The 23,191-nt window shown below is 53.1% G+C and carries 25 protein-coding genes and 2 CRISPR repeat arrays (1 of these 27 cut by a window edge); of the genes, 7 read left to right on the top strand and 18 right to left on the bottom strand.

Annotation, left to right across the window (positions count from 1 at the left end; all coding sequences use genetic code 11):
• A CRISPR array of direct repeats spans positions 1 to 603; the repeat unit is 28 nt; unit sequence GTTCACTGCCGAACAGGCAGCTTAGAAA (it extends 985 nt beyond the left edge of the window).
• 224 nt (positions 604 to 827) lie between these two features.
• From ACMV8I_RS10550 to ACMV8I_RS10540, 3 genes are all read left to right on the top strand, one after another.
• Positions 828 to 1,010, top strand: a complete 183-nt coding sequence (locus ACMV8I_RS10550; protein WP_498865180.1) for an ash family protein — start codon at positions 828 to 830, stop codon at positions 1,008 to 1,010.
• 98 nt (positions 1,011 to 1,108) lie between these two features.
• Positions 1,109 to 1,375, top strand: a complete 267-nt coding sequence (locus ACMV8I_RS10545; protein WP_498865179.1) for a helix-turn-helix domain-containing protein — start codon at positions 1,109 to 1,111, stop codon at positions 1,373 to 1,375.
• A gap of 382 nt (positions 1,376 to 1,757) precedes the next feature.
• Positions 1,758 to 2,746: a CRISPR direct-repeat array (repeat unit 28 nt; unit sequence GTTCACTGCCGAACAGGCAGCTTAGAAA).
• A 493-nt stretch (positions 2,747 to 3,239) separates the two neighbouring features.
• Complete coding sequence (locus ACMV8I_RS10540; RefSeq protein WP_498865178.1) at positions 3,240 to 3,506, top strand: helix-turn-helix domain-containing protein; 267 nt, start codon at positions 3,240 to 3,242, stop codon at positions 3,504 to 3,506.
• 298 nt (positions 3,507 to 3,804) lie between these two features.
• Here the strand turns inward: ACMV8I_RS10540 and ACMV8I_RS10535 are convergent, their stop codons facing one another.
• Positions 3,805 to 4,116 carry a GIY-YIG nuclease family protein gene (locus ACMV8I_RS10535; RefSeq protein ID WP_498865177.1) on the bottom strand — a complete coding sequence of 104 codons (312 nt, stop codon included), beginning with the start codon at positions 4,114 to 4,116 and terminating at the stop codon, positions 3,805 to 3,807.
• A 92-nt stretch (positions 4,117 to 4,208) separates the two neighbouring features.
• On the opposite strand from ACMV8I_RS10535, the gene ACMV8I_RS10530 reads away from it, so the two are divergent.
• Positions 4,209 to 4,649: a YhbP family protein gene (locus ACMV8I_RS10530; protein ID WP_498865176.1), complete on the top strand. Its 441-nt coding sequence runs from the start codon at positions 4,209 to 4,211 to the stop codon at positions 4,647 to 4,649.
• A gap of 86 nt (positions 4,650 to 4,735) precedes the next feature.
• Here the strand turns inward: ACMV8I_RS10530 and ACMV8I_RS10525 are convergent, their stop codons facing one another.
• Positions 4,736 to 5,254, bottom strand: coding sequence for a type 1 glutamine amidotransferase domain-containing protein (locus ACMV8I_RS10525; protein ID WP_498865175.1), 519 nt, complete (start codon positions 5,252 to 5,254; stop codon positions 4,736 to 4,738).
• A gap of 216 nt (positions 5,255 to 5,470) precedes the next feature.
• On the opposite strand from ACMV8I_RS10525, the gene ACMV8I_RS10520 reads away from it, so the two are divergent.
• Positions 5,471 to 6,109, top strand: a complete 639-nt coding sequence (locus tag ACMV8I_RS10520; RefSeq protein WP_498865174.1) for a Rossmann-fold NAD(P)-binding domain-containing protein — start codon at positions 5,471 to 5,473, stop codon at positions 6,107 to 6,109.
• Between the two features lie 3 nt (positions 6,110 to 6,112).
• Here ACMV8I_RS10520 and phnP read toward each other — a convergent pair whose 3' ends face one another.
• The 11 genes from phnP to phnF are packed head-to-tail and all read right to left on the bottom strand — an operon-like array spanning position 6,113 to position 14,507.
• Positions 6,113 to 6,862, bottom strand: coding sequence for a phosphonate metabolism protein PhnP (gene phnP / locus ACMV8I_RS10515; RefSeq protein ID WP_498865173.1), 750 nt, complete (start codon positions 6,860 to 6,862; stop codon positions 6,113 to 6,115).
• A 32-nt stretch (positions 6,863 to 6,894) separates the two neighbouring features.
• Positions 6,895 to 7,533 (bottom strand): DapH/DapD/GlmU-related protein, encoded by a 639-nt coding sequence (locus tag ACMV8I_RS10510; protein WP_498865172.1) that lies wholly within the window; start codon positions 7,531 to 7,533, stop codon positions 6,895 to 6,897.
• Positions 7,526 to 8,116, bottom strand: coding sequence for a ribose 1,5-bisphosphokinase (phnN, locus tag ACMV8I_RS10505; RefSeq protein ID WP_498865171.1), 591 nt, complete (start codon positions 8,114 to 8,116; stop codon positions 7,526 to 7,528). The genes ACMV8I_RS10510 and phnN overlap by 8 nt, the downstream gene beginning before the upstream one ends.
• Positions 8,117 to 8,125: 9 nt before the next feature.
• The gene (phnM, locus tag ACMV8I_RS10500) at positions 8,126 to 9,262 is read right to left on the bottom strand and encodes an alpha-D-ribose 1-methylphosphonate 5-triphosphate diphosphatase (RefSeq protein WP_498865170.1); all 1,137 of its coding nucleotides are present in this window, start codon (positions 9,260 to 9,262) and stop codon (positions 8,126 to 8,128) included.
• On the bottom strand, positions 9,259 to 9,966 hold the full coding sequence (gene phnL / locus ACMV8I_RS10495; RefSeq protein WP_498865169.1) for a phosphonate C-P lyase system protein PhnL: 708 nt from the start codon (positions 9,964 to 9,966) through the stop codon (positions 9,259 to 9,261). The genes phnM and phnL overlap by 4 nt, the downstream gene beginning before the upstream one ends.
• A gap of 30 nt (positions 9,967 to 9,996) precedes the next feature.
• Positions 9,997 to 10,788: a phosphonate C-P lyase system protein PhnK gene (phnK, locus tag ACMV8I_RS10490; RefSeq protein WP_498865168.1), complete on the bottom strand. Its 792-nt coding sequence runs from the start codon at positions 10,786 to 10,788 to the stop codon at positions 9,997 to 9,999.
• Positions 10,788 to 11,669, bottom strand: a complete 882-nt coding sequence (locus ACMV8I_RS10485) for an alpha-D-ribose 1-methylphosphonate 5-phosphate C-P-lyase PhnJ (RefSeq protein WP_498865167.1) — start codon at positions 11,667 to 11,669, stop codon at positions 10,788 to 10,790. Before ACMV8I_RS10485 ends, phnK begins: the two co-directional genes overlap by 1 nt.
• Entirely contained in the window at positions 11,656 to 12,753 is a 1,098-nt protein-coding gene (locus ACMV8I_RS10480; protein ID WP_498865166.1) for a carbon-phosphorus lyase complex subunit, read from the bottom strand. The genes ACMV8I_RS10485 and ACMV8I_RS10480 overlap by 14 nt, the downstream gene beginning before the upstream one ends.
• Complete coding sequence (phnH, locus tag ACMV8I_RS10475; RefSeq protein WP_498865165.1) at positions 12,753 to 13,334, bottom strand: phosphonate C-P lyase system protein PhnH; 582 nt, start codon at positions 13,332 to 13,334, stop codon at positions 12,753 to 12,755. Before phnH ends, ACMV8I_RS10480 begins: the two co-directional genes overlap by 1 nt.
• A gap of 3 nt (positions 13,335 to 13,337) precedes the next feature.
• Positions 13,338 to 13,781 (bottom strand): phosphonate C-P lyase system protein PhnG, encoded by a 444-nt coding sequence (gene phnG / locus ACMV8I_RS10470; RefSeq protein WP_498865164.1) that lies wholly within the window; start codon positions 13,779 to 13,781, stop codon positions 13,338 to 13,340.
• The gene (phnF, locus tag ACMV8I_RS10465; protein WP_498865163.1) at positions 13,782 to 14,507 is read right to left on the bottom strand and encodes a phosphonate metabolism transcriptional regulator PhnF; all 726 of its coding nucleotides are present in this window, start codon (positions 14,505 to 14,507) and stop codon (positions 13,782 to 13,784) included. It abuts the gene before it with no gap.
• Between the two features lie 267 nt (positions 14,508 to 14,774).
• Here phnF and ACMV8I_RS10460 point away from each other — a divergent pair, with 267 nt between their 5' ends.
• Both ACMV8I_RS10460 and ACMV8I_RS10455 read left to right on the top strand, forming a co-directional pair.
• On the top strand, positions 14,775 to 14,936 hold the full coding sequence (locus ACMV8I_RS10460) for a type II toxin-antitoxin system CcdA family antitoxin (RefSeq protein WP_498865162.1): 162 nt from the start codon (positions 14,775 to 14,777) through the stop codon (positions 14,934 to 14,936).
• Positions 14,936 to 15,250: a CcdB family protein gene (locus ACMV8I_RS10455; RefSeq protein ID WP_498865161.1), complete on the top strand. Its 315-nt coding sequence runs from the start codon at positions 14,936 to 14,938 to the stop codon at positions 15,248 to 15,250. The genes ACMV8I_RS10460 and ACMV8I_RS10455 overlap by 1 nt, the downstream gene beginning before the upstream one ends.
• Before the next feature lie 45 nt (positions 15,251 to 15,295).
• Here ACMV8I_RS10455 and nrdG read toward each other — a convergent pair whose 3' ends face one another.
• The 5 genes from nrdG to treR form a co-directional block, all read right to left on the bottom strand.
• Positions 15,296 to 15,760, bottom strand: coding sequence for an anaerobic ribonucleoside-triphosphate reductase-activating protein (gene nrdG / locus ACMV8I_RS10450; RefSeq protein WP_498865160.1), 465 nt, complete (start codon positions 15,758 to 15,760; stop codon positions 15,296 to 15,298).
• 170 nt (positions 15,761 to 15,930) lie between these two features.
• Positions 15,931 to 18,099 (bottom strand): anaerobic ribonucleoside-triphosphate reductase, encoded by a 2,169-nt coding sequence (gene nrdD / locus ACMV8I_RS10445; RefSeq protein ID WP_498865159.1) that lies wholly within the window; start codon positions 18,097 to 18,099, stop codon positions 15,931 to 15,933.
• 433 nt (positions 18,100 to 18,532) lie between these two features.
• Positions 18,533 to 20,188 carry an alpha,alpha-phosphotrehalase gene (treC, locus tag ACMV8I_RS10440; protein WP_498865158.1) on the bottom strand — a complete coding sequence of 552 codons (1,656 nt, stop codon included), beginning with the start codon at positions 20,186 to 20,188 and terminating at the stop codon, positions 18,533 to 18,535.
• Between the two features lie 12 nt (positions 20,189 to 20,200).
• Complete coding sequence (treB, locus tag ACMV8I_RS10435; protein WP_498865157.1) at positions 20,201 to 21,619, bottom strand: PTS trehalose transporter subunit IIBC; 1,419 nt, start codon at positions 21,617 to 21,619, stop codon at positions 20,201 to 20,203.
• A gap of 143 nt (positions 21,620 to 21,762) precedes the next feature.
• Positions 21,763 to 22,713 carry a trehalose operon repressor TreR gene (treR, locus tag ACMV8I_RS10430; protein WP_498865156.1) on the bottom strand — a complete coding sequence of 317 codons (951 nt, stop codon included), beginning with the start codon at positions 22,711 to 22,713 and terminating at the stop codon, positions 21,763 to 21,765.
• Positions 22,714 to 23,191: the final 478 nt, after the last annotated feature.

Here is a 23,191-nt window from a genome sequence, read left to right as displayed (position 1 = left end):
AAATGTAAATGGAATACTTCATGTGGAGGGGATGTGTTCACTGCCGAACAGGCAGCTTAGAAACGAAGTCATGAAGTATATGGGTAGCGATAGCGGTTCACTGCCGAACAGGCAGCTTAGAAATATTAATACATGACGTGTTGGATTCTACACGGGTTCACTGCCGAACAGGCAGCTTAGAAATAACAAATCAGTTCGTGAGGCTGTTGAATCATGTTCACTGCCGAACAGGCAGCTTAGAAATACAGCATTACATATGTAACCTTTACCGTTTTGTTCACTGCCGAACAGGCAGCTTAGAAAGTTAAGCAGGCCGCCCAAATAGATAGCATCTGGTTCACTGCCGAACAGGCAGCTTAGAAATTTGCGGTCGGACAATGACCATGCATGCTGTTGTTCACTGCCGAACAGGCAGCTTAGAAATTGTGCACCAGCGTAACGAGGTGATCACGCGGGTTCACTGCCGAACAGGCAGCTTAGAAACATATGACACGGTCCTTATCAAAACTCATGCTGTTCACTGCCGAACAGGCAGCTTAGAAAGTGGCACCTTTAGTCACCGCGGTTAAGATCGTGTTCACTGCCGAACAGGCAGCTTAGAAATCGTGGTGTAGTGCCGCGGCTATTGAACCAGCGTTCACTGCCGCGTAGACAGTTCTGCAACACGCTGCAAATCAAAAGATTTCTCTGGAATCCTCGCCGCAATTTCAAATATACCCGCTTTCTTTAGCTTAGCGATTTACGCTATAGTCACCTCGCTGCGACATAATTCGCAGTCGGGCGTGAGAACTCGGTAACCTAAAGGCGATGCTGCACACCTATAAATAATGTGCATAAAGTATCGAAGCTTTTGCTCACCTATGATAAGCCGGAATATGGCAAATTATATGTCTATGGTGGCTCAGGCAGGGCTGACTTCGGTCAGGCTGGTATCCTTTAGCGCCAGTATTCTCACCCCTGTCTGGGCTACCACCCGTGAGCGTGAGAACTCTGGGGTAGCTATTAACTAGCTAAAGGAATTCACGATGAAAACGTCCCACAATCCTACCTTTCTGCCATTTCTCACTTCCTGTTCGCTGCTTTTAATCATCAATACAGGAGGTGGGCTATGAGCGCTAAACCTGACTGGCACCCCGCAGATATTATTGCCGCGCTGCGTAAGAAAGGCACTACATTGGCTGCGACGTCACGTAATGCCGGGCTGAGCTCTTCTACACTGGCGAATGCGCTTTCACGTCCATGGCCAAAAGGAGAGTTAATCATCAGTAAAGCGATTGGTGTTCCGCCGTCCACTATTTGGCCCAGCCGCTATTATGATCCGCAGACCTGTAAAATGATCGACAGAAAATTACGTTCCGGGGATACGGCATCGTAAAAGTAAATCATTACCTTGAATATTTTAAATGGCGTGAGGAATTACGCCATTTAAATAGATGTAACGTGTTGTTTTTTTTATTTTAAATTCCTATGCATTTTGTTTGTAATTATCTCTTTAAAAACTGATTGTTATTGGTTTGAAAGTGTTATTGATGCTAGAAATAGTCAGTATATTGCAATAGGCTATTTTCTAATTATTTTAAGGCGACTAGACATACCTGAAGCACTCACACCCAGTGAACTTAAAACAATTCTGCATTCCAAACGATCCAATATGTATTAACTTCAATACTCTTGCGTATTAGTTAGCGCCGGACTTGTGGAATATTGGTCGCAAGCAGCTTAAAAACGCTGACGTTCGGCTTCGAGCTGGTCGAGCAAGTTCACTGCCGAACAGGCAGCTTAGAAAACAACTATTCACTCAGGCAAGTTTGATTTCAGGTTCACTGCCGAACAGGCAGCTTAGAAATTTCAAGCCTGCACTTATTGCGATAAAAAAGGGTTCACTGCCGTACAGGCAGCTTAGAAATGCGTAATCGCAGACGACAGCCTGATTGATGAGTTCACTGCCGAACAGGCAGCTTAGAAATCTAAAAACCTCTGGCAGCCGTGATGCGCTTCGTTCACTGCCGAACAGGCAGCTTAGAAATCATGTTGCTCCAGCACCTTGCGCCACTCGGCGTTCACTGCCGAACAGGCAGCTTAGAAAAGTGAGTACATGGAAGGCGTTAAGGACTCGGCGTTCACTGCCGAACAGGCAGCTTAGAAACTTGTCGCTGATACTTACTGACGACAGGGGGCGTTCACTGCCGAACAGGTAGCTTAGAAATCATGCGGGGGCTTAAAAATATTCAGATGGTAGTTCACTGCCGAACAGGAAGCTTAGAAAACAATAACGGTTTCGTAAACGTCCGCTTCTTCGTTCACTGCCGTACAGGCAGCTTAGAAACTGATTCGGGGAAGCCGAAGGAAAGTGCTTCGGTTCACTGCCGTACAGGCAGCTTAGAAAGGTAATGCCGCTGCAAACAGTCAGAACACCACGTTCACTGCCGTATAGGCAGCTTAGAAACTTGAGCCTGGCGATCTAATCTTCGTGGATACGTTCACTGCCGTACAGGCAGCTTAGAAAGCAATACATCGAACATGTATCAGCTAAATATTGTTCACTGCCGTACAGGCAGCTTAGAAATGTAATGCCTGATAAAACAACTGTCACGGTAGGTTCACTGCCGTACAGGCAGCTTAGAAAGGATGGAGAACCAGAAGCTTGGTTACGTCCCGGTTCACTGCCGTACAGGCAGCTTAGAAATGAGAGGCTCACAGCGACGCGCTTCTCTAACTGTTCACTGCCGTACAGGCAGCTTAGAAATCGTGGTGTAGTGCCGCGGCTATTGAATCAGCGTTCACTGCCGTGTAGACAGTTCTGCAACACACTGCAAATCAAAAGATTTCTCTGGAATCCTCGCCGCAATTTCAAATATACCCGCTTTCTTTAGCTTAGCGATTTACGCTATAGTCGCCTCGCTGCGACATAATTCGCAGTCGGGTTTCGCAGCCCGGAAACTTATGAGGATACACTTGATGTTTTGCATCAAGTGTTAATGTCTTTGCACACCTATTACCCGTTCAGTTTAAACTGTTCAGTCAATGGTGGCTCAGGCTGGGCAACCCCAGGGTTGGCCGGTGTCCTCGTAGGCCGGTACTGCGAACCTTGTCTGAGCCATCACCCAAAGAGTTTCGCAGCTCCGGTGTTGGTAATTATTACTACGAGGAGATGTAAATGAAAACGTCCCACAATCCTACCTTTCTGCCATTTCTCACTTCCTGTTCGTTGCTTTTAATCATCAATACAGGGGTGGGCTATGAGCGTTAAACCTGACTGGCACCCCGCAGATATTATTGCCGCGCTGCGTAAGAAAGGCACTACATTGGCTGCGACGTCACGTAATGCCGGGCTAAGCTCTTCTACACTGGCGAATGCGCTTTCACGGCCATGGCCAAAAGGAGAGTTAATTATCAGTAAAGCGATTGGTGTTCCGCCGTCCACTATTTGGCCCAGCCGCTATTATGATCCGCAGACCCGTAAAATGATCGACAGAAAATTACGTTCCGGGGATATGGCACCGTAAAAGTAAATCATTACCTTGAATATTTTAAATGGCGTGAGGAATTACGCCATTTAAATAGAGGTAACATACTCTTGCGTATTAGTTAGCGCCGGACTTGTGGAATATTGGTCGCAAGCAGCTTAAAAACGCTGGCGTTCGGCTTCGAGCTGGTCGAGCAAGTTCACTGCCGTACAGGCAGCTTAGAAAATCAGACCACGCCCGCGGACAGCGCCTGTATCTTATGCACAAATCCTCCGAAAAAACCCACACCCCATCCCAGCCTTCCCCTCGTGAGAGGTGAAGGAGCAAACCGAGTGCTTCACTGCCGTACAGGCAGTTCTTCCAAATAGATAGTCAGGCTGGTGGGGTGCTCGCTGACCAGCTTCTCTTTTTGTATTTTGCTCAATTTCTTTACTTTGATTTCCAGCTTTGACGCCTGCGAGCGGTCGACTGCGGCGCAGTGAAACGCCAATTTTAATTCACCTTTCCCCCGCAGTGCTTTAGCGCCTTTACCAGCCTGATGCTGCGCCAGACGGCGTTCAATGTCGGTCGTGATGCCGGTATATAACATGCCGGACGGCGTGCGCAGCATATATAAAAACCAGGGCGTGGGTTCAGACGTGGAGGACATGTTGACTCGCAGCAGGGAAGGGGTGAGCGCAAGTTTACCTCACCGGCCCATAGCGCGCTAAACTGACGGCAGGGAATGTTAAGGAGCAGGGCATGAATGACGCAGATGATGTAAAACATATCGGTAAATTTCTCGGCAAGCACCACGTCTTAGCGCTGTGCGCCACCGCCGACGGCGACATGTGGAGTGCCAACTGCTTTTACGTGGCGGATATCAGCACCATGACGCTCTACTTTATGAGCGAACTGAAAACCCTGCATGGCACGCTGATGCACAAAAATCCCCAGGTAGTTGGCACCATTGCGCCAGCGCCGAAAACGATCGCGCTGATCAAAGGCATTCAGTACCGTGGCGATGCGCTCATTCTTACCGGTGAGGAAGAAACCGCAGCGCGGTATCTGTACTGCCAACATTTCCCCATCGCTGCGACGATGAAGGCCCCGGTTTGGGCGCTAAAACTCAACCAGATAAAAATGACTGATAACACCCTGGGATTTGGCAAAAAATTGTTTTGGACCCGTGAAGCGAGTTGATAACAGGACAAACAAGAAGAGCCCGCTCTAACGGGCCCTTTTGCTACACGTCGAACTGCATCATTGTCTGGCTTTATCGTCAGAAATTAAGCGGACAGAATTCTCAATGACTCGCGGTTAAAAGCGGGCAGGTCATTCGGCGTGCGGCTGGTGACCAAAGTATCGCTATCCACCACGACCTCTTTATCAAAGAACTCGGCTCCGGCATTTTTCACGTCAACCACCACCGGTTTTACCGTGGTGAGTTTGCGTCCGCGGAGCACATCAGCATTGATAAGCAGCTGCGGCCCATGGCAGATGGCGAAAATGGGTTTACCGCTTTTGGCGAATTGGCGGGTGAACTCGACAAAGCGATCGTCGCCGCGCAGAGTATCGGGTGAATGGCCTCCTGGTAGCAGTAAGGCATCGAAATCAGCGATCTTCACCTCATCGATTGATTTATCGATGGTGACCTGTACTTTGCCCTGCTTGCCTTTAATCACGTTCCCGGCTTTATTTTCGATGGTGATGACCTGATGCCCTGCATTTTTATAGGCTTCAGCCGGTGAGGTGAATTCTGAGTCTTCGAATTCGTTTGTGATGAGGACTGCAATTTTCTTGCTCATAATTTCTCCCATTTCATGCTTTAAAAATGTCTTCAGGGCGCTTGCCTTGCTGACAATGACTTAAGCCTAGGAGCTCTGGGTGGTGTGATCAAACTGGATTTATCCGAGTCTGCGGTATACAGGCTGTGGTTTAATGAGTAGCAAGCGGAGCTGTCCTATAGCGTGTCGGCGTCGTTAAGCCGAAACTGACAAGTTGGATCAACATAAGGAAATACTATGGCAAAGGTACTTTTACTGGGCGCCAGTGGACTGGTTGGCAGGGAACTGCTGCGGCTTTTACAGCAAGACTCACGTGTCAGCCGGGTGATTGCACCCACTCGCCGGGCTTTACCGCCGTCAAAGAAACGGGTGAATCCGGTCGGTGAAAATTTACCGGCATTGATCGCCGGGCTGGATCTGCCCATCGATCTGTTTCTCTGCTGTCTGGGCACGACGCGTAAACAAGCTGGTAGCGCTGAAGCTTTCCGCAACGTGGATTTTGATCTGGTGGTCAACAGTGCTAAAGCAGCGAGACAGTTGGGGGCAAAACATTGTCTGGTGGTGAGTGCCAACGGTGCCAATGCGGCATCACGTTTTCTTTATAACCGTACCAAAGGCGAGATGGAACAGGCGCTTATCCAGCAGGAATGGCCGCTGCTGACGCTGGCCCGACCTTCGTTACTGCTGGGCAAACGCCAGCCGCCACGTCTGCTCGAACAACTCAGCGCGCCGTTTTTCAAACTGCTGCCTGGAAAATGGAAAGCCATTGACGCCGCAGATGTCGCCAAAGCCCTGCATCGGCAGGCATTCAACGCCGGTTTAGGCGGTATTACCGTTCTCGAATCCAATCAGCTCGCCGCTATCGCCCGCGAGTGACGGTTACCATTCAAGCCGCAACCCGTCATGGGCGGCGATCACGTTGTCCTCTAATGCGTTGCCCATTAACCACGCATCAAGCCGGTGACTGATGTGTGTCAGATAGGTTTTTTGCGGCTTCAACTGACGGTGGATCGCCAGCGCCTGATGGATATCGTTATGGTTTTTATCCGGTATATCGCGCGGCGGATGGCTGCAATCGAGGATCAGCGCGTCGAGTTTTATTCCGTCTAAAAATTGGCCTGTCGCCAGTGGTAAACCGGCCGTATCGGTCAAATAGGCCACGGTCGCACGCTCAGTTTTAATCAAATAGCCGAAGGTGACTTTTGAGTGATTGAGCGGCAGCGGTATCAGCTCGATAGCGCCGAACTGGCAGGCAGTAAACGGCTTAAACGGTGGCTGAAAATCCAGAATGCCGGGATGCCTGAACAGATCATCGCAGCCGTTTTCATCCGGTGGACCATAGACGGGGATCGCATTTCCGACTCCCCAGCGCAACGTAAAGAGCCCCTGAACGTGATCCATATGGTAATGTGTAAGCCAAAAACGCTGAATTTCACCGTCAGTAAACTGTTGTGCTAATTCCGACAATCCCGCATCAATTAACGTAACTTCCCCGGCATAATCGAGTTTTGCACAGCATGGCTGTCGCCGAAAAGCTGGGTTTTTCCGTGCCCGAAGGCAGGCTGCGCAGTCGCAGCCAAAGACCGGTACCTGTTGTGCGCCGCCGGTGCCGAGAAACGTCAGTTGCATGATTTTCCTTTCCGAAGTTCACCGATAACCGGTCAGAGATATTTTTCGACAAAAAGATCCAGATCGCGAAAATCCGCCATCCGCGCTTTCAGCTGATCGTGATCCCAATCCCACCACTGACTGCGTTCGATCTTTTCGATCAACGCGTCGTCAAAGCGCATGCCGATCTTTTTTGCCGCCACGCCTGCCACGATCGAATAAGGTTCTACATCTTTAGTCACTACTGCTGAGGTGCCGATCACCGCGCCGTTGCCGACGGTCACTCCGGGCATGATCACCGCGTTATGGCCGATCCATACGTCATTGCCAATGGTAACGTGGTGCGCACGACGCCAGTTGAAAAATGCATCGTCGTCTTCCCCCAGCCCGTAAGCTGAAGCACGATAGGTAAAGTGGTGCTGGGCTATTCGGTTATAGGTCGGGTGATTGCCCGGATTGATGCGTACATAGCTGGCGATAGAAACGAATTTACCGATGCTGGCGTAGAAAATCTGATTATGCCCGGCGGTGTAGGAGTAGTCGCCAATCTCACTCTCTTCCAGGATCGCATCATCAGAGATGTGCACATACTGGCCTAGGCTGGACTTGCTCATGACCACATTCGCACCGATCTTCGGTTCAGCTAAGCGTTCTTCATCACTGTTTTGTTGGGCTTCAACGATGTTACTCATAGCTCACCTTTTGAGATGTAATGTTATCAATATTGGCCTGCGCAGGCTGCCCGAGCAGACGCAGAAATACCGCCAATGTGTCATGCAGATGCCCGTCGTTGTCCAGCCGCTGACAATGTGTGGGTAGCCCGCAGGCGTACTGCGCAGCACGCAGTAACCGGTGGCGGATCTGTTCAGCATTTTCCCGTCCGCGCTGCTGTAAACGCTGCGCTAATACGTCTTCCGACACTTGCAAACAAACCGGCAATAAGCGCTGACCGTAGCGTTGCGCCGCCTGACTCAAATGCGCGCGCGACCCGTTAACCACCACGTTACAGCCCTGCGCCATCCAGTGGTCGATCTCAATGCCAACACCATAACAGCAGCCATGTGCCTGCCAGGCGAGGGCAAACAATCCCTGTTCACGCCGCTGCTGGTATTCGTCATCGCGCAGTGCAATATGGTTCTCAGCACCGGCGTCTGCCGGTCGGGTGATGTAGCGGTGTGCCACTATCACTCCCGGCGGCAAGGCGTGACGCAGCGCATCGAGCAGGCTGTCCTTACCGGAACCGGAAGCCCCCATCAGATAGACTAAAACAGTCATGCCTGCCCCTTAAAAAACCTGAAGACCCTGACGCCAGACGTTCTGGACGTAATGGTGGCTGCCATGCGCCCTTGCCAGCACCAAGTCGGCACGTTTGCCTTCGGCAATCACGCCGCGATCTTCTAAACGCAGTGCCTTGGCCGGATTGCGGGTTACCAGCGAAACGGCCTGCGGCAGGGTGAAAGCGTTGTTCTGATCCTGAGCAATGCGGAAAACGGCGTCCAGCAGACTGGCCGGATAATAATCAGAGGACAAAATGTCGAGAATACCCAGTGACGCCAAATGATGAGCGGCGACATTGCCGGAGTGCGAGCCACCGCGAACAATATTTGGCGCACCCATCAACACTTGCAGTCCAAGCGCGTGCGATGCCCGTGCGGCTTCTTCAGTGGTAGGGAATTCGGCAATCACGCTGCCCAGCGCCAGCGACTCTTCAACGTGCGCAGTGGTGGCGTCGTCATGGCTGGCGAGGGAGATCCCCAGACGACGACAGTGCGCCGCAATGGCTTGACGGTTGGGCTGTGCCCAGCGGCGTGAGTTCTCAATCTGTTCAGTCTGAAACGCTTCCATCTGGTCGTCGTTCAGGTTGTATTTGCCCTGATAATATTCGCGATATTTGGCGGGAGTGGCGAACTGGCGCTGGCCTGGTGAATGGTCCATCAACGACACCAGCGACAGCACTTCGGTATCCATCAGTTTTTCAAACAGCGGCAGAGTGCTTTCATGCGGCAGCTCGCAGCGCAGATGCAGACGGTGCTCGGCGCGGTTCAGCCCGGCTTTCTGGCTGTTGACCACCGCGTCGATCATCTTTTGCAGGTTATCCAGACGGTGACCGCCGTCGCGTGCATCCCCGACCGCCACGGCATCCAGTACGGTCGTGATACCGCTGGCGATCATCAGGGCATCATGGCTACTCATCGCTGAATGTGCTGGCCAGTCTACATTGGGGCGCGGAGTGAAAAATTTATCCAGATTATCGGTGTGCAGTTCAATCAGACCGGGCAGTAACCAGCCGCCTTCTGCGTTGATCGCCTGCGGTAACTGGCTGGCGGTGTCAGCAAAGGTGGTGATCACACCGCCCTGTACCTCGATCGACCCTTTTACTACCTGATCTTCCAGTACCAGGTTGACATTATTGATGATCATGCTGGTATCTCCGCCGCCGTTTCCGGGGTCATCTCATACAGGCGATCCGCCACGCGATCGCGTACGTCGGTATCATGAAAAATTCCGACCACGGCCGCACCACGCTGTTTAGCGTGTTCAATCAATGTGACTACCGCCGCGCGGTTAGTGGCGTCGAGCGAGGCTGTAGGCTCATCGAGCAGTAAAATCGGGTAGTCGACAATAAAGCCACGAGCGATGTTCACGCGCTGCTGCTCGCCGCCGGAGAAAGTCGAGGGCGCAAGGTGCCACAGGCGCTCCGGTACGTTGAGCTGGGTCAGCAGGCGGCTGGCGCGGACTTCACATTCGGCTTTGTCGGTGCCGAGCTCCATTAGCGGCTGCATCACCAGATTCAGCGCGCTGATACGCGGAATAACCCGTAAAAACTGGCTAACCCAGCCGATGTTATGGCGACGAACTGCGAGGATTTCCCGCGCTTCGGCACCCACCAGATCAATCCACTGGCCCTGATGTTCAACCCAGATATGGCCGCTGTCGGGGAGATAATTACCGTACAGCGAGCGCAGCAGCGTCGATTTTCCGCTGCCGGAGTGGCCGTGCAACACCACACACTCCCCGGCGTCAACCTGCAAGTTGGCATCACGGAATACCGGCAGGCGAGCACTGTTCTGGTTGTGCAGTACAAAGGTTTTACTGAGATTTTCGACCCTGAGCTTGGTTGTCATTTTGGTCACTCTTCAAGAACGTCGGGGGAGTTAAGACAGCACGGAAGAAACGAGAAGCTGCGTATACGGATGGTGCGGATCGTCGAGTACGCGGTCAGTTAAACCACTTTCCACCACCTGACCCTGCCTCATCACCAACAAACGATGGGCCAGCAAGCGGGCAACGCCTAAATCGTGGGTGACAATCACCACCGCCAGTTGCATTTCCACCACCAGAGTACGCAGCAGATCCAGCAGACGCGCTTGCACCGAGACATCGAGGCCGCCGGTCGGCTCATCCATAAACACCAGCCGTGGGTGAGTCACCAGATTGCGGGCAATTTGCAGGCGTTGCTGCATACCGCCGGAGAAGGTAGTCGGCAGGTCGTCCAGACGGGATACCGGGATCTCAACATCTTCCAGCCATTGCGTGGCTTGTTTACGGATCTCGCCGTAGTTGCGCTCACCGATTGCCATCAGGCGTTCGCCGATGTTGCCGCCCGCCGAGACCGAGCGGCGCAGGCCGTCCATCGGATGTTGGTGCACCACGCCCCAGTCAGTACGTAATAGACGACGACGATCGCTTTCCGGCATTTCGTATAACGAACGTGCCGGTTGCTGGCCGTTATTGTAGATAACGTTGCCTTGTTGCGGAGCGAGACGGGCTGAAATCGACTGCAACAACGTGGTTTTCCCCGAGCCAGATTCGCCGACAATGCCCAGCACTTCTCCCGGATAGAGATCGAATGAAACGTCAGTGAAGCCTTTGCCGGGTGCATACAGATGGGTCAGATTGTTGACCGACAGCAGCGGTTCAGCGATGAGATGTAATGGAGTGGTCATCAGTGGTTAACCTCGTTGGAAGTCTGTTGCTCAACTTGCTGGGCGCAGTAGTCGGTATCTGAGCAGACGAACATGCGGTTGCCGAGGTCATCGAGCACCACTTCGTCGAGATAACTGTGGCGCGAGCCGCAAATGGCACAGGGTTCGTCCCACTGCTGCACGGTGAAGGGGTGATCGTCGAAGTCCAGACTCTCCACCTTGGTGAACGGTGGTAGCGCGTAGATTCGTTTTTCACGGCCGGCACCGAACAGTTGCAGCGCAGGCATCATGTGCATTTTCGGGTTATCAAATTTCGGGATCGGTGACGGATCCATCACGTAGCGATCATTCACTTTCACCGGATAAGCGTAAGTGGTCGCGATGTGGCCGAAGCGGGCGATGTCTTCATACAGCTTCACCTGCATCACGCCGTACTCTTCCAGCGCGTGCATTTTGCGGGTTTCGGTTTCGCGCGGTTCGATAAAGCGCAGCGGCTCGGGGATCGGCACCTGGAAAATAAGGATCTGATCTTCAGCCAGTGGCGTTTCCGGAATGCGGTGACGGGTCTGGATCAGGGTCGCATCGACGGTTTTTTCCGTGGTTTTCACGCCAGCGACGCTCTGGAAGAATTTGCGGATCGACACTGCATTGGTGGTGTCGTCGGCGCCCTGATCGATGACTTTCAGCACATCTTGTTGGCCGATCACGCTGGCCGTCAGCTGGATCCCACCGGTGCCCCAGCCATAAGGCATCGGCATTTCACGTCCGGCAAAGGGCACCTGATAACCGGGGATCGCCACGGCTTTCAAAATGCCACGGCGGATCATGCGTTTGGTCTGCTCATCGAGATAACCATGGTTATAACCCGCGATAATCGGCGCGTTGGGTTCACTGTTTTTCATTGTCGGGATCCTGTGATGATGATGCATCATACTGCTGGCGCAGGCGCTTCAGCAGTTCCAGTTCTGCCTGGAAATCGACGTAGTGCGGCAGTTTGAGATGGGAAACAAAACCGGCGGCTTCGACGTTATCGGCGTGCGACAGAACAAACTCTTCATCCTGCGCCGGGCTGCTAATCTGCTCATCGTACTCTTTGGTCTGCAACGCACGATCGACCAGCGACATTGACATGGCTTTGCGTTCAGCGCGGCCAAATACCAGTCCGTAACCGCGGGTGAAGTGCGGCGGTTTATCCTCTGGCGTCACAAAACCGTTCACCATTTCGCACTCGGTCAGCAGGATCTCGCCGATATCGATCGCAAAACCTAACTCTTCCGGCACGATTTCCACCGTCAGCCAGCCGGTTCGAATTTCACCGGCAAACGGGTGAGTACGGCCATAACCGCGCTGAGTGGAATAACTCAGCGACAGCAAAAAACCTTCGTCGCCGCGTACCAGTTGTTGTAGACGGGCGGCGCGAGAAGCTGGATAAACCGGTGGTGTGCGAGTGATATCTTCCGGTTCAGAACCATCATCCTCCTCCTGCACCGCCAATTGCTGGCGGGTCAGCAGATCGAACACGTGGCTGCAGTTGTCCGGCAGGGTTTCGTCGGCCAGCGGTGTAAGCGGCGCTTCACCTTCCGCCAGCAGGGCGAAATCCAGCAGGCGGTGGGTATAGTCATAGGTCGGCCCGAGTACTTGCCCACCGGGCAAGTCTTTGTAAACAGCAGAAATACGTCGCTCAAGGCGCATATTTTTGGTGTCCAGAGGCTGGCTGGTGGCCAGGCGTGGCAGCGTGGTGCGGTAGGCGCGCAGCAGGAAAATTGCTTCCACCAAATCCCCGCCGGACTGCTTAATGGCCAGCGCGGCCAGCTCGCGGTCATAAATTCCGCCTTCGCTCATCACGCGGTCAACGGCCAGACCCAGCTGTTGTTCAATCTGGTCGCAACCCAGCGCCTGTACATCGGGATTGCCACGGCGCTCTTGCGCCAGCAACTGATGGGCAGCCACAATGGCTTTTTCGCCCCCTTTAACGGCTACGTACATCAGCAAACCTCCACGCGTGTAGTACGCGGCAGCGCAATGAGTTCATCACCGCAGGTGAACATAAAGTCCAGACCGAGCGGAAAACGATGAGGACGGTTCAGCAGGTAATCACGCACCGCATCCGGCAGCGTTAGGGTGACGACCCGTTCGGATTCAATACCGGGGCCGGTAAGTCGCAGCGGCGTTCCGCCGGATAAGCTTTCAAGCTGCACAATAACGCTGGTCGACAGCTCCGGTGACATTTCATCACCGCAGGCGAAAGCCATCAGCGTCGCGTTGTCGAGCGCCGGATCCGTCAGCGCAAAGCTGACTGATGACGGGTCTTCAGTCAGCAGCGCACCGGTATGGAAACGCAGATTCTTGCGCAGAATATCGTCGTTGAGTGAGCGGCTTATCCACAGCGGCGTGTCCTGATCAATCAGCGTCAGTAGCACGCAGGCGCTGGCTGAGCCGAGCGCTCCAAAGCCTGCCATTGCGGGCAATGTGACGCAGATACCTGGCTCACTCAGGGCTTTTAAAATACGGCGGAAGCTGAACTGGGCGTCAGCCACCGGGTGTTGAAAACTGGCAACAAGTGTCATGGATTATTCTCCGCGAACCAGAGTGAAGAAGTCGACGCGGCTGGCAGCCACTTCACGTGCGCGCCTTTCTCGGCGTGCCTGTTGAGTTGCCGCCAGCGGGGCAATGATCGTTTTATGCAGCAGCTCGTCCATGCCGTGAACCTGTAACAGGGCGTCGATCACCGCGCAAAGTTCGGCATGAGGTTTGTTGCGGCCGGTGACATAGCTGTAGCCGTAGACGCCGGAATCGAGCTGAACGACGGCGCGGGTGACCGTCATATCACCCATAACGAAACGTTTACCGGTACCGCCCATGCGGCCCTGAAGCTGGGTCAGGCCGGTTTCAGCAGCCCGCAGCCGTTCAAACTGCGGAGACAAATTCAACGGCTGCCAGTGGGCTAAAAGCTCATCCGGCCGGCTGTGGGCCAGTATCGACATCCAGCGCTGGCGGTTTTTCAGGGTATCCATTTAGTGCTCCATCGTGAGTTCAATCATGTCGGCGCGCGTCAGGCTGACGGAGTATTCCGCCACGCGATCGCTGTCGTCACAGGTATTCAGAGTACGCACACAGAGCAGCGCGGCCTGCGGTACGATTTCGAGTAACTTGCTCTCTTTCGCCAGTGCGCGGCGGGCGCTAATGCGTGTCGTCCGGCGGCTGAGAGATTGTTTAATTTCGTCACGGATGAAGCCGTGCAGAGAACCGCTGTGGAAATTCTGGAGCGACGGCCACCAGTCGAGATCGGGCAAATAGTGATCGATGACGCAAACCGGTACGCCATTGACCCGGCGCAGAGTGCGCAGATGAATAATGGTGTCGCCTTCCTGACGTGATAGCGCAGTGGCGACATGGTCAGTGCAAGGGCGCAGCACCGCCAGCAGACGTTCGCTGGTTGGGTGACTGCCCTGGTCGAGCAGATTCTGGCTAAAGCGGGCCTGCGAATGCAGCGGGTAATCGTAAGGACGCATCAGCACCAGCGTGCCCACGCCCTGACGGCGCTGTAGCCAGCCGCGTTCGACCAGTTCGTCCACTGCGCGGCGCAGAGTGTGGCGGTTGACCTGAAAGCGCTCGGCCAGTTGTTGTTCCGGCGGCAGATAATCGCCGCAGCGGTAGCCATTACGCAGCTCATGTTCCAGCTCGGCAGCGATCTGTTGATAGACAGTGGTATGACTGGTCAGAGGTCTAGATAAGTGCATCACAATGAGTACCTCGCACGGTTCAGACGGGCAAAGGAAGGGATCAGATTGAGGTGTTGATAGAAGAGCATGATGTCAACCTCGGTTCGGTGTTGGCATCAGAATGGCGGAATTAGGTGACAGTTTGGTGAAGATCGGATTGCAGGGAGGTGAAGAGTTGGAATAGGTCTCGCAGGGATATGATTTGTTCATTTACCCATGATGGAGTACAAATTATACTCTGTTTGCTGCGAGGGAATTTAAATTCTAATTACATAAGGACTCCGTATGACAAAAGCACAGAACAGGAAATTCAACGAGTTACCCGCTGCACAATTGCAGGGAACGCCCGCGGAAAAATGGCAACGGGAAAATCAAAAAGGGATTGAGGCAATCAAAAAATATGCCGAAGAAAATGGCTCTTTCTCTGACTATCAACGGGCATTTTGATGGATCAGTACGCTATTTATGAAAATGCCGGTGGGGGGAAAGCAGCCTACCCGTATCTGTTGAATATTCACCATCCTTTGGCGAAGGGATACGGTAATTCAGTGATGGTACCCTTGGTGTCGTTGGCAAGGTTTGCTGATTTTCCGCCTAAGAAGCTTTGCCCATTGCTGAAAATCAAACATCAGCACTATGTGGCGATGACCCATATGTTGGGAGGCGTCCCACAGAGAGAAGTGGGCAAATGGGTGAGGCAGTTGGACGGGGAAATCTATGAAGTTAAAAATGCTTTTGATTTCTTATTGAATGGCATTTGAGCGTAAAAGGGGAATGAATTCTCCCCTTACTACACTCTGCAATCTTCAACGCAAATAATGAATCACCTGATTACTGCTACCGCGCCAAATCAGTGACGGATCTTTCAGATCCTGCACGAATTTGCCGTCGACCAGCACATTGATCAACGCGATCACCGCTTGCTGCTCTGGCGTCAGTTCATCAAGTGTATAACCCGTCCACATCCACACGTCTTTGCCCGGACATTCAGCCTGCACACGAAGTAAAAGCTGGCGTATAGCCGACAGGTTTTGCGGATGCAGCGGGTCGCCGCCGGAAAGCGTCAACCCCTGGCGCGGGATCACAGTATCTTGCAGATTGGCGATGATCCGGTTTTCCTCTTCCTGCGTAAAGGGTTGGCCCGAATCCAGCCGCCAGGTACTTTTGTTGTAGCACCCGCGGCATTCATGGACGCAGCCGGAAACGAACAGGACGCAGCGCGTTCCCGGGCCGTTGACCACATCCACCGGATAATATGTATGATAATTCATGAGTTTTCCCAGCAGGCTATTTTACTTGCTACTTTGGATTCGTGCAGTGCTCAAAATCCTCACGTACTACGTGTACGCTCCGGTTTTTCCGCGCTGGTCGCCTCCAAATTGACTGCGACAATCACGCCTGCTGACCAAACGCGATCGTTAGGTCGTAAGATCAATCCAGCTTAACCCAGCTGTCCGTTACCTAAATGCTTCACGCGGCGTTTTACCTCTTCCTGCTTACCGGCGTTAAATGGCCGTGCATCAGGGCTGCCGAGATAGCCGCAAACGCGGCGGGTGACGGAAACACGTGACGGTTCGTGGTTACCGCATTTCGGGCAGGTAAAGCCTTTGCTGGTACAGTCAAACTCGCCGGTGAAGCCGCATTCGTAGCACTCATCAATCGGCGTGTTGGTGCCGTAATAAGGTACGCGGGAATAGCTGTAGTCCCACACGTCTTCCAGCGCTTTCAGATTGTGTTGCAGGTTCGGATATTCTCCATAGCAGATGAACCCGCCGTTGCTCAGCGGCGGATACGGCGCTTCGAAATCAAGTTTTTCATACGGATTGACCTTTTTCTCCACGTCGAGATGGAAGCTGTTGGTGTAGTAGCTTTTATCGGTGACGCCGGGGATCAGACCGAATTCGGCGGCATCAAGGCGGCAGAAGCGGTCGCACAGGTTTTCGCTTGGCGTACTGTAGAGACTAAACCCGTAGCCGGTTTCTTCTTTCCACTGCTCCGTGGCGTCTTTCAGGCGCCCAACAATGGCTTCGGCTTTTTCACGCAGCTGGCTGGCATCGAAGACGTGAGTCTGGTTGCCATACAGCGCGTTAATGGTTTCGTGCACGCCGATATACCCGAGGGAGATCGAGGCGCGGCCATTTTTGAAAATACCGGAAATATCGTCGTCGGCTTTCAGGCGCACACCGCAGGCACCTTCCATATAAAGAATGGGTGCAACACGCGCTTTGACGCCCTCAAGCCGGGCGATGCGGGTCATCAGCGCTTTCTTGGCCAGCAACAGACGTTGGTCGAGCAGTGTCCAGAAAGCGGCTTCATCCCGTTTGGCTTCCAGCGCGATGCGCGGCAGATTCAGGCTGATCACGCCGATATTATTGCGGCCTTCGTGGATCATTTCGCCATTCTCTTCATAGACGCCAAGAAAACTGCGGCAGCCCATCGGCGTTTTGAACGAGCCGGTGACTTTCACGACCTGATCGTAATTAAGAATATCCGGGTACATACGTTTGCTGGCACATTCGAGCGCCAGCTGCTTGATGTCGTAGTTGGCATCACCGGTTTTATGATTCAGACCATCGCGGATGGCAAACACCAGTTTTGGAAACACGGCGGTTTTACGGTTTTTGCCGAGACCGGCAATGCGGTTACGCAGAATAGATTGCTGAATTAAACGCGATTCCCAGGTGGTACCCAGACCAAAACCAAAGGTGACAAACGGCGTCTGGCCGTTGGCGGTGTGCAGCGTGTTGACTTCATATTCCAGTGACTGAAAGGCGTCGTAGCACTCTTTTTCGGTGCGGCTGTGGGCGAATTTATCGGCGTCGGCGATATTCCATTCCTGCGCGACGGCTTTGTGTTTGTTAAAACTCTTGGTCACAAAAGGAGCCAGTACTTCGTCGATTCGGTTAATGGTGGTGCCGCCGTAAATATGGCTGGCGACCTGCGCGATGATTTGAGCGGTAACGGCTGTTGCGGTTGAAATTGACTTCGGCGTATCGATTTCAGCATTACCCATTTTGAAACCCTGGGTCAGCATGCCTTTCAGGTCGATCAACATACAATTGAACATCGGGAAGAACGGTGAGTAGTCGAGATCGTGATAGTGAATCTCACCACGCTCATGCGCCAGCACGATGTCACGCGGCAACATATGTTGTTTGGCATAATGCTTGGCAACAATCCCAGCCAGCAGATCGCGTTGGGTAGGAATAACTTTGCTGTCTTTATTGGCATTCTCGTTGAGCAGCGCCAAATTACTTTGTTCAACCAGACCACGGATTTCCTGATTCAGGCGCCCGCGCAACTCGCGTTTGACGTCGCGGTCGTGGCGGTATTCGATATAAGCGCGCGCCAGTTTCTTGTGCGGTCCAGCCATCAGCTGGTTTTCAACTGCATCCTGGATCTCGTTGATGTCCACCCGCGCTTTACCCTGCATTCCTGCGGTCACTACCCTGGCAACCTGGGTACAATATTCAGCGCTATCGATACCAGCAGCCATCGCCGCTCGTTGTACTGCTTGCTTAATGAGAACTTCATCGAAAGGAACCTGACACCCGTCCCGCTTGATAACAATCGGTTGCTGGCGGGAGTTATCTGCGGGTGCGGATTTCATGTTGTCTACCTTCACAATGTTACTCCTTTTATGCGTTATGCCGCGCTCCGTACGGCTTGTAGCCTCATGCGGAGTAAATTACGGGTAAACGCTACATATTGGGTTTGGGTTGTCACTATACACACCATATATAGACATTACGTCAGATACCTTCTGCTGTAATCCGTGCTTTATTGACTTAAAACAAAGATTTTTGGCATAAGTTTGGAGAATGTACAGACGTGTTAAAAAGGACGTAAAGTGGCGCAGAATTTGCTTCATTCTGACTTTATCGGTGGGATCACACTATGATGAAACTCGTCTGAAACATTGTCAGATTTTGGCTGTTGAGAAGGGGGTATCAGGAAGCGTTGCCCTCACCTGCGGCAGTCTGGTTGCCAATAACCTGACCGGTGAGAGGCATTACCCGGTCAGGCTGAACACGATGGAAAAATTACCTGACCGTTTTCTCTTCAAGCCAGTACACACATTCATAAGGTCGCAGGCAGTTGGCAACCGGTGCGTCGGTGTAGTTGTTGAACAACGGTTCCAGCGCGGTAAATTCCCTATTCAGAATCTGCATCTGGTTGCTGAGATTGGCAATGACCGTCAACTGCTGGTCCTGCCAGCTGCGGCGATAGCACCATAGCTGCGGGCTGTCTGGTGCTAAATCCTGATAGTCGCCATGGGTCAGTATCGGGAGCTGTTTGCGCAGGTTGATCAGATGCTGATAGGTGTAGAACACCGAATCTGTGTCGGCCAGCGCTTGTTCGGTGTTGATCTGCTGGTAGTTTTCACAAGGTGATATCCACGGCGTGCCGGAGGTAAAACCGGCATTGGGTGAGGCATCCCACTGCATCGGCGTGCGGCCATTGTCGCGGGATTTCGCCGCCAAAATCTCCAACAGTTCGGCTTCGCTACGCCCGGAGGCTTTCAGTTCAGCAAACATATTCAGGCTTTCTACATCCCGATATTGCTCAAGATGTTGATAGCCGGGATTAGTCATCCCCAGCTCTTCGCCCTGATAAATATACGGCGTACCTTGCATGCCGTGTAGCACCATCGCCAGCATTTTGGCCGCCGGAACGCGCAGCTCGCCGTCCTCGCCAAACCGGCTGACGATGCGCGGCTGGTCGTGGTTACACCAAAACAGCGCATTCCAGGCGTGACCGTGCATCCCCTGCTGCCACTCATTAAAGATCTGTTTGAGCTGCAAGAAGTTCGGTGCCGCGTTGGCCCACTTCTCACCGTTCGGATAATCGACTTTCAGGTGATGGAAGTTAAAGGTCATGGAGATCTCGCTGCCGTCATTGGCGGCGTAGCGGCGGCAATGCTCCAGTTGGGTCGAGGACATCTCCCCAACCGTCATCAGCCCGAGGGGCTTAAAGACGTCGCGGCTGAATTCTTGCAAAAATTCGTGGATACGTGGACCATCGGTATAGAAACGGCGGCCATCTCCGGCGTCATCATGAGGGAAATTCTGCTGCTTGGAGACCAGATTAATCACGTCCAGACGCAGGCCATCGACGCCTCTCTGTGCCCAGAAGCGGCAGATCTCTTTTAGCGCCTTACGCACAGGCGGATGCTCCCAGTTGAGATCCGCCTGTTGGGTGGCAAACAGATGCAAATAGTATTGATTGCTCTCTTCATGCCACTGCCATGCGCCGCCGCCGAATTTTGAACGCCAGTTATTCGGCGGGCCGCCAGCCGTGTCACCGTCGCGCCAGATATAGAAATCACGGTAAGGGCTGGCCGGATCCTGCGACTGTTTAAACCATTCGTGATGAGTGGAAGAGTGGTTGAATACCATATCCATCACGATGCGGATACCGCGCTGATGGGCTTGCGCCGTCAGATTTTCGAAGTCCGCCATTGTCCCATAAGCGGGGTCGATGGCGCAGTAATCTGCCACGTCATAGCCGTTATCAATCTGCGGCGAGACGTACATCGGTGTTATCCAGAGGGCATCGACGCCGAGCGTTTTCAGGTAATCCAGGCGGCGGGTAATGCCGTTGATATCACCTAAACCGTTACCGGTGGTGTCCTGAAAACTTTTCGGGTAAATCTGGTAAATCACACCGTTTTTCCACCACGGCAATTCGCTGTTCATTGTCATATCCTTTTAAACCACCGCCAGCTCGCCTTTGCGGGCTTTGCGCTTATAAACCAGTACCGTCAACACTATAGGGATAACCGTCGCGACCAGCATCGCCAGCGCAAATACGCCCCAAAACTGCGGTTTAATAGACAGAATACCCGGTAGCCCGCCGACGCCAATCCCGTTGGCGGTCACGCCGCTCAGGCCGCAAATCAGAGAGGCTATGGCGGAGCCAATCATCGCGCACAGCATCGGGAAGCGGTATTTCAGGTTGATCCCGTACATGGCCGGTTCGGTCACGCCGAGGAACGCCGAGATTGCCGCCGGAACAGAGACTTCGCGTTCGTTATGTTTTTTAGAGGCGATAATGATGCCAACTACCGCAGCGGCCTGCGCGATGTTGGAGATAGCAATCAGTGGCCAGACCGGCGTGCCACCGGTGCTTTGCACCATCTGCATATCAATCGCCAGCGTGGTTTGGTGTACGCCGGTGATCACCAGTGGAGCATAGAGGAAGCCAAACAGGGCGGCACCAATCGGTGCGAAGCTGCCGGTCATCACGGCTTTCACTGCAAAGGCTACGCCGTCACCTATCATGCGGCCGAACGGACCAATCAGGGTATGGGCGAGGAACACCGCAACCATCAGAGACACCACTGGCACGATCACCAGATAGAGATAATTCGGGACGATTTTTTTCAGGCCGTTTTCTATCATTGCCAGCGCCATACCGGCCAGCATCGACGGAATAACCTGCGCCTGATAACCGACTTTCTCGATGGTGAACCAGCCAAAGTTCCACACTTCCGGGATCTGCTGGCCGAGGTTGTAGGAGTTCATCAACTGCGGGGAAACCAGCGTGATACCAAGTACGATACCGAGGATCTCAGTACCGCCCATTTTCTTCACCGTTGACCAGCACACCGCTACCGGCAGGAACATGAAGATCGCTTCGCCGAGCAGCCACAGGAAGTCATACACCGATTTCCACATCGGGTGCATTTGCGCCAGCGTCTGGCCGCCGCTCATCGGAATATCACCGATGACATTACGGAAGCCGAGAATTAAACCGCCGCTGATCAGCGCCGGGAGCAGTGGGAAGAAAATCTCAGCAAAATGCGAAATGCCACGTTCAAACCAACTCATATTCTGGCGCGCCGCCACTTTGGCCGCCTCCTTGCCGGTATCGTCTTTACCGCTGGTGGCAATCAGCACCTTGTAGTAATCATCGACTTCTGGACCAATCACTACCTGAAACTGACCGGCATTGGTGAAACAACCTTTGACCATCGGCAGCTCTTCAATCGCCTTCGGATCGGCTTTCGCCGGGTCATTCAATACGAAACGCAGACGGGTAATGCAGTGTGTTACCGTCGCAATGTTGGCGCTGCCGCCAACCAGGTCGATTAGGCGGTCGACGTCCTGTTGTTTTACTTTGCTCATGTTTTCGCCTTCGTTTGTGTGATTGCAAAGAGTGGGGATACGAAACGTCGCAAGCATAGCCAAAGTGAACGGCTATTGTCCGGGAACGTTCCCATCTTTAAGTGGTTGATCACAAAATTTTTGCTGCAAAGCGCGCCAGCGGCTCAGTCTGCTAACTGACCCGGTATGACGATTTGCTGTAAAGGAGCCCGATGGCTGAGTTGAGCTAAAAGCTGCTTCGCCGCGGTTTCGCCGCCCGCGCCGTAACCGAGCTCCACGGAGAAAGTTTGCGGGAAGAGGAATTTCAGCAGCGGGTTATTGCCGATGCCACACACCTGAATGCCGGTGATATTGTGTTGTTGCAGGTATTTTTCTGCACCAAGGGCAATCGTGTCGGAGGCGCAAATCACTGCGTCGGTGCCCGGAAGTAGCACCTGCTCAATCAAGTCAAAGCCACTCTGATAACTCAGTTCGCCCAGCGCCATTTGCGGTGTCAGGTGATGTTCGGCGCAATAGGCCTGATAGGCTTCGAAACGCAGCTGTCCAGTCGTAGTATCGTGGGGGAAAACGCCGATAAAACCGATGTGCCGGTGTCCCTGCTGCACTAATTTATCCATCAGCAGTTTGACTGCGCCCGCGTCGTCATAGCAGACGGCTGAAAACTGCGGCATCGCGCGGGCCATCATCACCAGTTTATTTTGCCACCCGCTGAGCATGGCGGCTTCCAGCCCGGAAAAACCAAACAGCACCACACCGTCGATATTGCGCTGTTTGAGCACCTGCAAATGCTCTTCCACGCGTGCGGCACTGAACTGGCTTTCCAACACAATCGGGTCGTAACCTTGCTGATAGAGCAGGGGCAGCATGGTGCGCAACGCCTGATTCTCAGAAGGTGAATCTAAGCGCGAGACGATAATCGCCACGATTTTATCGCTGAACCCCCGCAAGGCGCGTGCCGACTTAGACGGGCTGAAGTTGTGCTGTTCAATCACCTCGAGCACGCGTTTGCGTGTATGCGGGCTGACGTTACCCTCACTATTGAGCACACGCGACACGGTGGATTTCCCCACACCGCTCAGGCGGGCAATGTCATTAATAGTCAGACGATTTTGCATGGTTATTTTATAGCGAATGATGGATCAGGTTTATGTTTGGTTGCAGTTGGTCAGCGTACACTGCGTGCGACGAATATCTGCAGGATATTCTCTTTTTTGGTGTAGATACCCGAAGGATTGTAATGCCTGACGGGTACAATTTCCTAAACGTTCCTTACCGGAGGTGAAAACCTGATGGAACCTGACCCCAATTTTGTCGGTCCGTTGTGACCCGGTAAGCACCCGCCTTTTCGCTACTGCTTGCCGTGATATTAACGCTTGTAAAAAGCAATAAATGGTAAGCGGTGGCGCTCGATTTTTGTCGTCCATCCCATAATTTTTTTACCCAAAATAGTTCTCGTTGCAGCAAAGCGGCAACCGGGCGAATCCTCTTGAGCTGAGTTGACTAAGTGATTGGGGGTGAGCAAGGGAAGCCTGCGCAGTAGCAGCGTGAAAGATGGAGGGGAATTCTTTTGCCATGTCTGTGGCTGCATAGCCG

The sequence above is a fragment of the Ewingella sp. S1.OA.A_B6 genome (assembly GCF_049889095.1).
GTDB lineage: Bacteria > Pseudomonadota > Gammaproteobacteria > Enterobacterales > Enterobacteriaceae > Ewingella.
The sequence above is the reverse complement of the archived record's forward strand: the minus strand, read 5'-3'. Positions and strand labels throughout refer to the sequence as shown.

Bases quoted from the DNA above. Each gene is read 5' to 3' on its own strand.
- ACMV8I_RS10550 (WP_498865180.1), top strand. From the start codon at position 828: ATGTGCATAAAGTATCGAAGCTTTTGCTCACCTATGATAAGCCGGAAT.
- ACMV8I_RS10545 (WP_498865179.1), top strand. From the start codon at position 1,109: ATGAGCGCTAAACCTGACTGGCACCCCGCAGATATTATTGCCGCGCTG.
- ACMV8I_RS10540 (WP_498865178.1), top strand. From the start codon at position 3,240: ATGAGCGTTAAACCTGACTGGCACCCCGCAGATATTATTGCCGCGCTG.
- ACMV8I_RS10535 (WP_498865177.1), bottom strand. From the start codon at position 4,116: ATGTCCTCCACGTCTGAACCCACGCCCTGGTTTTTATATATGCTGCGC.
- ACMV8I_RS10530 (WP_498865176.1), top strand. From the start codon at position 4,209: ATGAATGACGCAGATGATGTAAAACATATCGGTAAATTTCTCGGCAAG.
- ACMV8I_RS10525 (WP_498865175.1), bottom strand. From the start codon at position 5,254: ATGAGCAAGAAAATTGCAGTCCTCATCACAAACGAATTCGAAGACTCA.
- ACMV8I_RS10520 (WP_498865174.1), top strand. From the start codon at position 5,471: ATGGCAAAGGTACTTTTACTGGGCGCCAGTGGACTGGTTGGCAGGGAA.
- phnP (WP_498865173.1), bottom strand. From the start codon at position 6,862: ATGCAACTGACGTTTCTCGGCACCGGCGGCGCACAACAGGTACCGGTC.
- ACMV8I_RS10510 (WP_498865172.1), bottom strand. From the start codon at position 7,533: ATGAGTAACATCGTTGAAGCCCAACAAAACAGTGATGAAGAACGCTTA.
- phnN (WP_498865171.1), bottom strand. From the start codon at position 8,116: ATGACTGTTTTAGTCTATCTGATGGGGGCTTCCGGTTCCGGTAAGGAC.
- phnM (WP_498865170.1), bottom strand. From the start codon at position 9,262: ATGATCATCAATAATGTCAACCTGGTACTGGAAGATCAGGTAGTAAAA.
- phnL (WP_498865169.1), bottom strand. From the start codon at position 9,966: ATGACAACCAAGCTCAGGGTCGAAAATCTCAGTAAAACCTTTGTACTG.
- phnK (WP_498865168.1), bottom strand. From the start codon at position 10,788: ATGACCACTCCATTACATCTCATCGCTGAACCGCTGCTGTCGGTCAAC.
- ACMV8I_RS10485 (WP_498865167.1), bottom strand. From the start codon at position 11,669: ATGAAAAACAGTGAACCCAACGCGCCGATTATCGCGGGTTATAACCAT.
- ACMV8I_RS10480 (WP_498865166.1), bottom strand. From the start codon at position 12,753: ATGTACGTAGCCGTTAAAGGGGGCGAAAAAGCCATTGTGGCTGCCCAT.
- phnH (WP_498865165.1), bottom strand. From the start codon at position 13,334: ATGACACTTGTTGCCAGTTTTCAACACCCGGTGGCTGACGCCCAGTTC.
- phnG (WP_498865164.1), bottom strand. From the start codon at position 13,781: ATGGATACCCTGAAAAACCGCCAGCGCTGGATGTCGATACTGGCCCAC.
- phnF (WP_498865163.1), bottom strand. From the start codon at position 14,507: ATGCACTTATCTAGACCTCTGACCAGTCATACCACTGTCTATCAACAG.
- ACMV8I_RS10460 (WP_498865162.1), top strand. From the start codon at position 14,775: ATGACAAAAGCACAGAACAGGAAATTCAACGAGTTACCCGCTGCACAA.
- ACMV8I_RS10455 (WP_498865161.1), top strand. From the start codon at position 14,936: ATGGATCAGTACGCTATTTATGAAAATGCCGGTGGGGGGAAAGCAGCC.
- nrdG (WP_498865160.1), bottom strand. From the start codon at position 15,760: ATGAATTATCATACATATTATCCGGTGGATGTGGTCAACGGCCCGGGA.
- nrdD (WP_498865159.1), bottom strand. From the start codon at position 18,099: ATGAAATCCGCACCCGCAGATAACTCCCGCCAGCAACCGATTGTTATC.
- treC (WP_498865158.1), bottom strand. From the start codon at position 20,188: ATGAACAGCGAATTGCCGTGGTGGAAAAACGGTGTGATTTACCAGATT.
- treB (WP_498865157.1), bottom strand. From the start codon at position 21,619: ATGAGCAAAGTAAAACAACAGGACGTCGACCGCCTAATCGACCTGGTT.
- treR (WP_498865156.1), bottom strand. From the start codon at position 22,713: ATGCAAAATCGTCTGACTATTAATGACATTGCCCGCCTGAGCGGTGTG.